The sequence below is a fragment of the Parabacteroides sp. AD58 genome, assembly GCF_023744375.2.
In the GTDB taxonomy this organism is placed as follows: Bacteria; Bacteroidota; Bacteroidia; order Bacteroidales; family Tannerellaceae; genus Parabacteroides; species Parabacteroides absconsus.
Window position 1 is genome coordinate 1,821,064 of sequence record NZ_CP146284.1, and the last position, 12,527, is coordinate 1,833,590.

The 12,527-nt window shown below is 40.4% G+C and carries 8 protein-coding genes; 6 read left to right on the top strand and 2 right to left on the bottom strand.

What is annotated here, in order from left to right:
- Positions 1 to 506: 506 nt before the first annotated feature.
- Both NEE14_RS07960 and NEE14_RS07965 read right to left on the bottom strand, forming a co-directional pair.
- Positions 507 to 1,373: an alpha/beta hydrolase gene (locus NEE14_RS07960; protein WP_251968741.1), complete on the bottom strand. Its 867-nt coding sequence runs from the start codon at positions 1,371 to 1,373 to the stop codon at positions 507 to 509.
- A 105-nt stretch (positions 1,374 to 1,478) separates the two neighbouring features.
- Positions 1,479 to 4,301 (bottom strand): glycosyl hydrolase, encoded by a 2,823-nt coding sequence (locus NEE14_RS07965; RefSeq protein WP_251968740.1) that lies wholly within the window; start codon positions 4,299 to 4,301, stop codon positions 1,479 to 1,481.
- A gap of 256 nt (positions 4,302 to 4,557) precedes the next feature.
- Between NEE14_RS07965 and NEE14_RS07970 the strand changes: the two genes are divergently transcribed.
- From NEE14_RS07970 to NEE14_RS07995, 6 genes are all read left to right on the top strand, one after another.
- The gene (locus NEE14_RS07970) at positions 4,558 to 5,115 is read left to right on the top strand and encodes a sugar O-acetyltransferase (protein WP_251968739.1); all 558 of its coding nucleotides are present in this window, start codon (positions 4,558 to 4,560) and stop codon (positions 5,113 to 5,115) included.
- Positions 5,116 to 5,142: 27 nt separating this feature from the next.
- Entirely contained in the window at positions 5,143 to 5,580 is a 438-nt protein-coding gene (locus NEE14_RS07975) for a DoxX family protein (protein ID WP_251968738.1), read from the top strand.
- A 35-nt stretch (positions 5,581 to 5,615) separates the two neighbouring features.
- Complete coding sequence (locus NEE14_RS07980; RefSeq protein WP_251968737.1) at positions 5,616 to 7,850, top strand: GH92 family glycosyl hydrolase; 2,235 nt, start codon at positions 5,616 to 5,618, stop codon at positions 7,848 to 7,850.
- A gap of 114 nt (positions 7,851 to 7,964) precedes the next feature.
- Entirely contained in the window at positions 7,965 to 9,383 is a 1,419-nt protein-coding gene (locus tag NEE14_RS07985) for a glycoside hydrolase family 140 protein (protein ID WP_251968736.1), read from the top strand.
- 64 nt (positions 9,384 to 9,447) lie between these two features.
- A complete protein-coding gene (locus tag NEE14_RS07990) occupies positions 9,448 to 10,656 on the top strand; it encodes a 6-bladed beta-propeller (protein ID WP_338578832.1) in 1,209 nt (402 codons plus the stop codon).
- Between the two features lie 1,425 nt (positions 10,657 to 12,081).
- Positions 12,082 to 12,342 carry a hypothetical protein gene (locus NEE14_RS07995; protein WP_251968671.1) on the top strand — a complete coding sequence of 87 codons (261 nt, stop codon included), beginning with the start codon at positions 12,082 to 12,084 and terminating at the stop codon, positions 12,340 to 12,342.
- Positions 12,343 to 12,527 lie beyond the last annotated feature (185 nt).

The window sequence follows — 12,527 nt, forward strand, 5'->3', positions numbered from 1 at the left end:
CACTCATCATAACCCTAGTAGCCAATCCATTACAAATAAAATTGCACACAAACTGCGCACAAAACGGCACAACTATTATATATAAGAAAGATATAAAAGTAAGAAAGAAAATATATGCGGCCATTTTTTTAATTAAAATACAAGCACACGAATAACCTTCATCTTCAATGCTCAAGTATTTTGTAATGAATTCCCTCGAATATCCTTTTTGATTCTCGTTGGTTTTCCTCCGGAGCAATAAAAATACCGTTCACAGAATAAACGACTTTATCTGTGATTAACCGACCCTAACCGACTTTATCTGTCAGTCGCCCCCAACCAGTCAACTATCTTTGCCTGCGGGTTTTCGGAAGAGAATTATATTTATTAATAACTTATTAGACTGATTCATGGAAAATTGTTGCCAATATCATCAAACCAGTACGCTACTTCTTCAAGAGAAAGGGACAAGGTGGGGAATAAAGAGAAAAGCCTCTGAATCGGGAGACTCCAGAGGCTCAACAAGGTTATTTCAGAAAGACCGACGAAACATAATGCAGGACATCCGGAAATACGGAACGCCAGTACTGCCAGTCGTGTTTACCGTTGCCCATTCTGAACTCATGGGGAATTCCCAACTTTTTCAGTTCCACATGCAGCAATGCGTTATTGGGCGAAAGAGCATCATCGTCGCCACAGGCAATAAACCAGGCAACTGCCGTCTTCTGATTATCCGGCAACTGCTTGAACAAGTCGTATACATTGTATGGCTTATACCAAGCAATCAGCTCGTTCTCTTTGATATCCGGATAACGCTGTGCCAGATAAGCCTTATCATATTCCCGGACAGACGCACTTAGCGGACAGGAAACAGCAAACAGCTCCGGATGATGCAGGGCATAGAAAAACGCAGCACCGCCGCCCATCGAAGCACCGGCAATGGCCCGGCTGCCTTTTTCGGTACGGCACCGGTAGGTCTTCTCGATGTAGGGAATAAATTCCTCGAAGAAATAATCCTCAAATCGAAAGCTGTTGTCCGGATCATTAAAATAGCTTATCCGTCGTGTTCCAAAATTCGCATCGGGTGTAACCACAATCATTGGAGCCACCTTTCCACTTTCAATGGCCTGGTCCATAAACGATTTCAACATACCATAATTCACCCATCCCTGCTGATTGGGCAGAGTTCCCTTAGGACCTGCCGGATGAAGCAGATACAAAACCGGATAACTCCTCTCGGAAGTATCATAACCCGGCGGCAAATAAATCGCATATTTCCGGTCCTCATTCAGGATCTCACTTTTCAGGGTTCGGCAATCAAAGACCTTTCCCCCGGTTTGTGCCTGCACGGCTCCGCACAGCAACAAAAGCACAAATGCAATCAAATTTCTCATACTCGCTTGTATTTTGTTCATGAAACATCGCATTTGTAAAAATACAATTCCCTGTTTAATGAGCCAAGCGTCCGTTAGGATAAATGTAATTTTCACCAATAAAACTCAATACATCCGGACCGGACCTTGTAATCCAATCTCTTCCATCGACGAAGCATAGCGCCGGGTGATGGTCGTCGCATAATTGCCTAAAGGTGTAACGAGTTTTATTTGTAACTGATTTTCTCCCGGTTTAAGTTTGTGCTGGATATCGAATACGGCTTCGCCATACCAATGGGTACCAATCTTTTCGCCATTGAGATAGACCTCGACAACGCCCCGAGCCTTTCCGGTATTGATAACGCGAAAAGCATTCGGATCATCTACCTGGAATGTCGTTGTATAGCTTAATGTCCCGGCAAAATGCTTCATCCAGACAAAGGGCAGTGTATTGAAATCGACCAGACTGTCTATTTCAAAGGTCTGAGTTGAACCGTCCACATGGTTTGCCTGTACATTCCATACCTTACCGATCAACCGGACGCTGTCTGGCTCCAGAGGAAGAGTCTGATAAGGTTCACCCGTTTTCAGCTTGTCAAAGACGATGAACTTAGATTCAGCCGGTCCAAACCGTAACGCCATAGAGGTTCCGTCCTGATCAAGAAGATATCTTTTTCCGGTTTCAGCATCCCAAAGCCAGGCCTGTTTACCCCGAACGGCATCGGTAAAGCTTAAATTGACCTGATAACTACACTGACGGTTAAAGTTGGTAATGAAGAAAATATCCTTATCACCAGATTTGTAATAATTATAGAACACCCATTTGACCGGTTTATCTACTTTTACATACGGTTTCAGATCCAATTCTTTCTGTACATGGGCAAACCATTCCGTCTGCGGCAAGGTGGGAGCCGGAATATTGACAATCCGATCCGGATAGGCTTCGAACAAGTTATCGAAAACAGATTTGACAATAAGCGACTTTTCCTGATAATCAGCAAAACCAATGCTCTGATGCGGTCTTTTTCCGATGCAAATAACCTTACCGCCTTTTTTCACAAACCGATCAATGGTAACAGCCGTTTTAGGATCCATACTTTCCACATCCAGTAAGATCAGCGTCTGATAAGTTCTGGTACCAAACGACAGTTTTCCCTTCGCTATCCGCGCATGCTGTAAAATATGTTCACTCACATAATCACACCCATTTCCATTCTGATGCAGATTTTGCCACAAATCATGTGCATAAGCCGGGAAGATATTTTCCGGGAACGGATCCCGCTGCTGGCCTAAAACAGACCACATATCTTCCAGAGGCGGAAGAATGGCTATATCCGATTGCGGAATACTGTTTTGCAGTATAGCACTGACACGAGCCTTGTAATCCATCCAATAATGATAATATGGCCATAGGGTATTATGTTCATTGAAATAATCACCGTATTGCACCCAACCCGGGAAACCGGCTTCGCGGGGACTATAATTAAATCCATGCAGAATAGAATGATTGACACCGGAGATGTTACTCATATCGCCCGTTATCTTAATGTCTTCCAAGGTCGACTGATAGATATTCCCCGTATTGGTCAGCTCTTCACAACTGACTCTCCCGTTACCGGCAAGCAATGAGCCTGAAGCCGTAAATTTATTATTACATGAGAAACCATGTCCTTCGCCAATGACTTTATTCTCGGTCAGCTTAAATCCGACATCCTGCCATAGCCATGATTCACATTCAGGAATATCAATATACATACTTGATTCCAGCGGATGCAAGGCCCGGCCATAAGCCTGTACACGCGACTGTACGCCATTTTCCCGGCACCATTCATTTAATGTATTGATGAAGTTCTCCTGAAACAGATATATCTGAAACCGCTCGAAGTCATTTCGAACCCGGTACTCAATATTCTTCTTCACCTCATCCGAGAACGTACTGCCATAATTTTCGGGTAACGGATTTCCCATATGCCCGATCTTCTTGATGACATAAGGCAAATAAGGATATAAAGAATAGCCAAAATATTTTTCCCATTTTTCCAACATACCGTCACACCAGTTGGCTCCTTCCAGTTCAAAGCTATCAACAAAGGTAGCCCGGATCTTCCCTTTCAGGCTCGGATCATTAAAATGGACTTTGTCTGATAACCGGGATAAATAAGCCAGTACGGCATCTTTATTAAAATGGTTCAACACCGGACCACTGGCACCCGGAGCTCCATTAATTACGTTCATATAACCGGTCATCTTCACAAAGAAATAAATGACATATTCGCCAGCCGGCACTTGAATAGTTATCTGATCTTGATTAACTAAAGAATCAAAAGATGTTCCTTCGGTAAATTGATCCACCCGGGCAGGCATCAGCCGAATATATACCAATTCTTTCAGCGGATGTTCATTCTTGGAAGCAATCGGAGGATTCACACGCGCCAGCAGTTCATCTTTCCGAATGGAAAAGTCCGTTCCCTTTTTACCACCATCTACCTTGACGGTCTCAATCGTAAGCATTTGCAGCTGCTGGTTACGAGGTAAAAACTCTCCGCCAAACGGCCAGCCGGAGCCACCGATCATATCACAAATCATCCCCCGCTCCTGGCAGGCATCGGCTGTAAAAGAAACCATATCCACCCATTCGTCAGACAAGTAAGGTTTGCTCCGATAATTCAGGCTATCAGCTCCATCCGGAAATCGGATCGAATTGATTTCAACACCACCAATACCAATTTCTTTCATCAAATCCAATTCCCGGGCAATCTCGTCTTTATCGATCTTCAACCCGTTCCACCACCATCTCACAAAAGGCCTGTACTGAGCACCCGGATTCTTAAAAGTCTCATACAAATCCCCTTTAGGTTTAGAGAATGAAGATTTAGTGGGTAAATTTTCTCCACTGGAATAAAAAACGGAACCTATTAACAACAACGCAGCCAATAATAATCTTTTCATATCTTGTATTTTCATTCAAACCAATAGTTCAGTAAAATTACAGAAATCTTTTCATTCCAGATTTGCCAAATCTGATTCAATAATTATCAAAAATGATTTTTTGAGGTTGTTTTTAATCCCACTCTTTTTAGAGAATCAGAAAGGGAGATGTCTGCGAACAAATATTTCATTATAATCAAAATGGTTATTTATAATTATTGTACGATATACCGCATGCATATAACTTTGCAATAGCAATTTAAAATAAAAGTAATTCATGGAAAGTGAAAAAGAAAAATGCCGTCAGGGCAAGCTGTATGATGCGAATAATGATGCCGAATTAATAGCAGAGAGACAAGTCTGCAAAGATATATGTTATGAATACAATCATACGTTGCCGTCAGATATAGAAAAGAGGGAAAGCATCCTCACGAAACTGTTGGGCCGGACCGGAAAGAAGTTCCTGATCGAACAGCCTTTCTATTGTGACTACGGTTATAATATAGAGATTGGCGAAAACTTCTATGCGAACATGAATTGTGTTATACTCGATGAAGCCACAGTCAAATTTGGCAATAATGTCTTTATCGCTCCTAACTGTGGCTTCTATACAGCCGGACATCCATTTGATGTTGAACAGAGAAACAGCGGGTTGGAATATGCGCGGCCGATCACTGTCGGTAATAATGTGTGGATAGGAGCACAGGTATGTGTGCTGCCCGGAGTCACTATCGGTGATAATTGCGTCATCGGAGCCGGCAGTGTAGTAACCAAAGATATTCCCGCAGGCTCATTGGCTGTAGGAAATCCCTGTCGTGTTATCCGCAAAATCTGATTACAAATCAATAAAACACATAAACTTATGACAAAATTGAGAGACTTTTTATGTAATAAGCCAGTTTCAGAAACCGGCTTATCAATAGCCCTTCTGTTATTCCGTATTTTTGGAGGAGCGATGATGATACCTTATGGTATTGGTAAAATAGAGAATTTCGACAAATATGCTGTCAACTTTTTCGACGATCCCATTGGTATTGGAATGATGCCGTCTTTAATTCTGACCATCTTTGCACAAGTATTCTGCTCTATTGCGTTAATAGGAGGATTCTTCTCGCGTCCGGCAGCAGCTATACTGGCTTTTAACATGTTGGTTGCTTCCAAATATCACTGGCATGATGCGTTTGCAACTTTGTCTTTGCCCTTGTTGTTTTTAGGTATCTATTGTTTTTTAGTTATCGTGGGTGGAGGTAAATATTCGATTGATTCCCTATTGTTTAAAACTAAAAAAGAGATGAAGTAAAATAACGCAAGAACATAAAACAACCCTATTAAGAAATGAAACACAAAACAATCGTTTTAGCTGCACTGACGGCTGTATGTCTGGCTGCATGCAGCAACAATTCAACGCCAGAAGAAGAAACCAACAAGGAAGATCTTACAACCTATGTTGATCCACGAATCGGTACAGGAGGACACGGACATGTGTTTTATGGAGCCAATGTCCCTTACGGATTCATACAGCTCGGTCCGACCAGCATCCCAGATTCTTGGGATTGGGTATCAGGATATCACATATCCGACTCTACCATCATAGGGTTTCCTCATACCCATTTGAGTGGAACAGGCATTGGCGACCTTCATGATATTAATGTCATGCCCGTCACCGGAGAAGTTACATACGCCAGAGGTGACGAGTCGTCTTATAGCACAGGACTTTGGTCATACTCCGACAGATCAAAGGAATTTGCGGCTCCCGGATATTACAAGACACATCTACTGAGGTATCACATTGATGTGGAGCTGACTGCAACGAAACGAGTCGGATTTCACAAATATACATTCCCGGCCCAAGAAAAGCCGGCAGTTGTATTTGATATGGTCAATGGAGGTTGCTGGGATGAAACGACAGATGCTTTGATCCGGGTAGTAAATGACAGTACGATCAGTGGCTACAGATTCTCTAAAGGATGGGCCGATGATCAGCGTATATTCTTCGTAGCTGCCTTCTCAAAGAAATTTGAGAGTGTGAATTTCATTGTAAATGATTCTGTGAAGAATGGGAAAGAAGCGAAAGGCAAGAATCTGTTTGCGAGAATCAACTTTACGGAAGGAAGTTCCAACCCCGTCTATCTAAAAGTAGCTTTATCACCTACATCGGAAGAAAATGCCGCATTAAACATGCAGGCCGAACTGAGCGGATGGGACTTCGAGAAAACAAAGGCCGACGCAAAGGCGGCATGGAATGGAGAGTTGAGTAAGGTCAAGGTGCATACAGCCAGTGAACAGGCAAAGAAGAATTTCTATACCAGTCTTTATCACACCATGCTGGCCCCGTCCGTATTCTGTGATGTCAATGGTGATTACTATGGTGCCGATCATCAAGTGCACAAAAGTGCGGGTTTTGTCAATTATACCACATTCTCTCTTTGGGATACATACCGTGCAGCACAGCCACTGATGACGTTACTTCATCCTGAGAAGATGAGTGACATTATCAACACGATGGTGAATATCTACAAACAGCAGGGTAAACTGCCTGTATGGCATCTTATGGGTTGTGAAACAGATTGCATGATAGGAAATCCGGGAGTACCAGTCGTCGCAGATGCCATACTGAAAGGGATCAAAGGCTTCAATGTGGAAGATGCATACAAGGCGCTGAAAGAATCGTCGATGCTGCCTGAACGGGGCATGGAATACAGAATAAAATATGGATTCATCCCTGCGGATCTGATGAAAGAAGCCATCGCTTATGATATGGAATATGCCATCGCCGACTGGTCGGTAGCTCAGGCAGCACGTAAGTTGAATAAACAGGAAGACTATAAATACTTCTTGGAGCGCAGTAAGTCTTACAAGAATTATTTTGACCCGACCACCGGTTTCATGAGAGGAAAAATGCTGGACGGTTCAATGCGGACTCCGTTCAATCCTTATGCATCCACACACAGAGACGACGACTATTGTGAAGGAAATGCCTGGCAATACACCTGGCTGGTACCTCATGATGTAGAAGGTCTGGTAGATTGTTTTGGCAGTAAGGAGGCATTCATCAGTAAACTGGATTCACTGTTCATTGCTGATGGAGATATGGGGGAATCGTCTTCACCAGATATTAGTGGCCTAATTGGTCAATATGCACATGGAAATGAGCCGAATCACCATACCGTCTATTTATATACCCTGGTTGGTCAGCCCTGGAAAACAGCAGAACGGGTAAATGAGATTCTCCATACGATGTACACAGATCAGCCTGACGGGTTATCAGGAAACGAAGACGTAGGACAAATGTCTGCCTGGTACGTGCTCTCTTCTTTAGGTTTCTATCAGGTAGAACCGGCCGGAGGCAAGTTTGTATTTGGTTATCCACTCTTCGACAAAGCCGAAATAACTGTTCCGGGAGGTAAGTTCACGATAGAAAAGGAAAACAAAGGGAAGAGCAACCAATACATTCAAAGTATCAGTCTGAATAATCAGGAGTATAAGCAAGCCTGGATTAATTATGCTGATATAATGAAAGGTGGCCAACTCAAGTTTATCATGGGCGACAAGCCTGTAGCATGGTATTAAAATAGTTTAAGACACACCTTATTTCTCCAATTACCCAGTATTTTTATCTGTAATCAAATGAGTTTGGTTATCTTTACAAACAACAAAGCAATGCTAAACTTAAATTGAGCCGTTTTGGGAAAATGCAGATTCATTTACTGGGTTTTATTGGCTTTACTGCCTTCTTTAGTCCAAGCAGAAAACCGCACTTCTGGAAAGAAAATTGAGGTTTCAGCCAATCACCGGTTTCTCCAGTGGGACGATGGAAGTCCTTTTTTCTACTTTGGAGATACAGCCTGGGAGCTGTTTCATAAACTGACCCGGGAAGAAGCTGATATGTATTTAACCGACAGAGCTCAAAAAGGATTTACCGTTATCCAGGCTGTCGGCCTGGCCGAACTGGAAGGGATAACGATTCCCAATGCCTACGGCCACCTGCCGCTGCAGGATAATGATCCTTCTCGCCCACTCGTTCGGGAAGGAGAAAACAATGATTATTGGGATCATGTAGACTACATCGTAAATAAAGCAAACTCGTTAGGTCTGGTCATCGCTTTTTTACCGACCTGGGGCAGTTACTGGCATGACAACGGGAAGGTGATCTTTCAGGAAACATCTGCTGAAAAATACGGAGAGTTTTTAGGAAACAGGTATAAAAACAACCAGATTATTTGGGTTTTAGGTGGTGACAAGATGCCGGAGAACGAGGCTCAGAAATCAATTATCCGGGCGTTGGTCAAAGGGCTTAAGAAAGGTGATGCTGGCAGGCACTTATGTACGTATCATCCGTCCGGATGGAACGGTTCATCGACTGCTTTCCATCAGGAAGAGTGGCTGGATTTTAATATGCGACAAAACGGACATGAAGTGGAATATCGCAGTTATTCCAAGACATTAGATGACTACCGTCTCCAACCTGTCAAACCCGTTATGGATGCAGAACCGGTTTATGAAGACCATCCTGTGGCCTTTAACGCCAAAGACAAAGGCCACTCCATTGCAGCAGATTGCCGCCGGGCGATGTATTGGGATTTATTTAATGGAGCTTTCGGACATACCTATGGTCACCATTCCATCTGGCAAATGTATAATCCGAGTAAAGACAAAGGTATAAATACACCTCTTTATCCATGGAAGCAGGCGATTTCACAACCCGGTTCCAGGCAGATAAAACATGCCCGCGAATTATTGGCCTCCAGACCTTATTTTTCAAGAATACCTGATAGCGAAAACATTCTCGTTGAAACGGATATAAAAACGGCCATGCCCGGAGAAGGGCGCTATCGCTTTGTTGCCACAAGAGACCAGGAAGGCACCTATCTGATGGTTTATGCCCCCGTAGGAAGACCTTTTGCCGTCAACATGAAAATACTTCCGGCCCAAAAGATAAAGGCCTGGTGGTTTAATCCCAGAACCGGGAAATCCCGCATGATTGGAGTTCTTAAGAATGAAAGAACAAAAGTCTTTGAAACACCTGATCCTGGAGAAATGATCGATTGGATATTGGTATTGGACGATGCGCAGTTCAAATACCCGATACCGGAAAATGAATAGAAAGGATTATGTTCCAACAAATTTCCTATCTTTACAAACCATAATACCAGCTAAACTTATTGACATGAAAAACAAAGGATTTTATATTGGCTTGATGCTACTCACAATGTTTGCTTGTACAAAGGAAGTACAACGGACGGGTGATATCATCCATGTGGATGTATTAGAAACTTCCTATCCGGAAAAGGAACTGCTCCTTCAGGACTTTATGGATGTGGAATATATTCCGTTGGAAACTAACGATGAGTTTATTAACCAAGGTTTTGTACAAGATGTAGGCGAGAAATATATCTTGGTTACAAATAGAAAAAATGATGGAGATGTCTTTGTATATGATCGTAAAGGAAAAGCACTACATAAATTCAACAGAAAAGGACAAGGCGCCGAAGAATATGTCAATATAATAGATATGGCTTTAGATGAAAAAAATGAGGAAATTTTCATCAACTCACACCATATACAAAAGATTTTAGTGTATGATTTATATGGAAATTATAAACGAACCCTTAAACATCAGGTAGGAAAAGGGTCTTTAGAGTCATATCCCTATTATTCGGATTTGAGCTCATTTTATTTGGAAATATATAATTACGATGATAATAATCTGATATGCTATGACTTCTTAAATGCTAAAACTCCTTTTGTGCTTGTTTCTAAAAAAGATGGAAGTATCACAAAGAAGATAAGTATTCCATTTGATAAAAAAAAGATAGGAATGGTCGTTGGGGGAAAAGATGAAAAAACAGGTCTCATATCCTCAATTTATGTCGGTTATTATCGGAGCATTCTATCTTATCAAAAAGATTGGTTCCTTTTGGAATTTTCTTCTGATACTATTTATCAGTTATTACCCAATAATAGTTTATCACCTTTTATTGTGCGAACACCGTCTGTCAATGATACGAATCCGGAAGTTTTTCTGATGATTCGCTTGCTTTCTGATCGTTATATTTTTATGGAAACGGTGAAAAATGAGTATGATTTTGAAAAGAATACCGGTTTCCCTCGTACATTCTTGATGTATGACAAAAAGGAAAATGCTTTTTTTAACTATAAGGTCTGCAATGGGGATTATCGTTCTGAAAAAGAAATCTATATGAATTTCCTCAAGCCTTTAGACGGTAAGATAGCAGCTTGGGGCAAGCTGGAAGCTGCTGATTTGCTTGAATCACTTGAAAAAGATGAATTGAAAGGTGAGTTGAAAGAAATAGCTGAAGAATTAACCGAAGATTCAAACCCGGTTATCATGCTGGTAAAACATAGGACTTTTTAGAGACTTGATAACGAAAAAAAATAAATTAGAAAACAAATCTATAATTCAAATTACAACGACCACAATAAATTACAGACATTATACAGTTAACGCAGATAAAGCTCCCATTTCCATAGCTAAAATACCAGTTCAAACCGTAGTAAGTACACAAAGTAAAGAAAAGGATAGTAAAGAATATCAAAGTATATTTATAAGAGAGTGGCGCACCTACGCGAAAAAATGATTAATCGCGATTCATCATCTAGTAATGGCATAATCCATGGAAACGGCTGCACAGATTTTGAGCGGTGTAAAATGGCAGTGATCCCACAAGTCAGGATTCACAAGCCGACTACATAAAAATCAAGACACAAAAATGATATTGAAAGCAGTTGAAGCAAAATAATTAACCCAACAAATGTAAAAAACATAGCTTAGAATATTCGTTTACAAATGGCCTTGAGACAGTAATCGTACATGAGCCCCATTTCTAAAAATGATAAGCATTCGTCATTCACCACACCTTCTGCCAGAGTTGTTTCCTTCATGGATTACAAAATTCGGATTTAATTACAAGTTTATATGGAGCGAGAAATAACACTTGGTTTGATAAAGTTATTCGTCATCGTGTGGGAAGGAAGAATGATATATACTTTACTGGTAGGACGCCATTGCCCAGATCACATGGTTCAACACCGCCTCAATATAAACACAGTCTACATATAAGTTTAGCAATCTCATCGCACAAATTATAGAACATCACCCAGTGCGTGCTCACCACCAATCTTTTTTAGACTATGACAGCGAGTTTTATCAGCCGGCAAATGTTGATTCGTAAACGATCTGATCCAATTGTATATCATATATATTACCACTACAAGACAATAAATAATTATAGTACAATAAATTCAAAATCTTACTGTATTTTCCTGAATCCTCTAATCAATTTTATTTTAGACCAAAAGACGATAGAAAATGACCATTCTTTATTCAAAAAAAAATTTGGATTTTAAAATCAACACATGTATTTTTGTACTATAAAAATAGTACAATATAATTTTATACAAATATTATGATGCAATTTATATTAGATTATTCAAGTGGTATACCTATATATCGGCAAATCATAGATCAAATACGATTTGGTATTACTTGCGAGAAATTAAAGTTAGGCGAACAATTACTTACAGTTCGCGCACTTGCTGTGGAATTAAAAGTTAACCTAAACACGGTTTCTAAACCTTATAAAGAATAGGAAATAAAAAAATTTTAGGAACCCAACAAGCTTCATGGACGCTTATCTGTCAAACCGACACAATGCTATCGGAAGGAGAACGAAAGGACAAACTAAAAGCAATTTGTACACAATTCTCTGCAACAGCATTAAGCTATAGATTTGAGATAAATGAAATAATCAATTAGAAATGTATAAAAAAATCAATACTTATGACAACTAATGTAATTAAAAAGAATTGGATTAATCCAATCACTGCTTCTGTATTAATTATCTTTATGGCTATTTTATTTGCTTTACGAGTTTCACAATTCACAAATGATCTACTATTCGTATTATTTATTATTCTTTCTACATTAATATCAGCTTCTATTCATGTTGCTGACCAAGGGGAAAAAGCCGTAGTGCTACGTATGGATAAATTCAAAGGGCTGATAAGACATATGAAAATTAGTTCAATTAAAAACTCCTGAAGATGATTCATATGAAAAATCTTCTTCATTAAAATGAACTGAACAAAATATGAAAAGAGATAGGACTATTATATCAAGTCATTCATACTGGCATTTATAAATTACTATTCTTCGAGTCTTGATATATGAGTAGAAAATTGCATCCTACAATCAGAGACACCTAACATTGGATGGTTTTACAATTA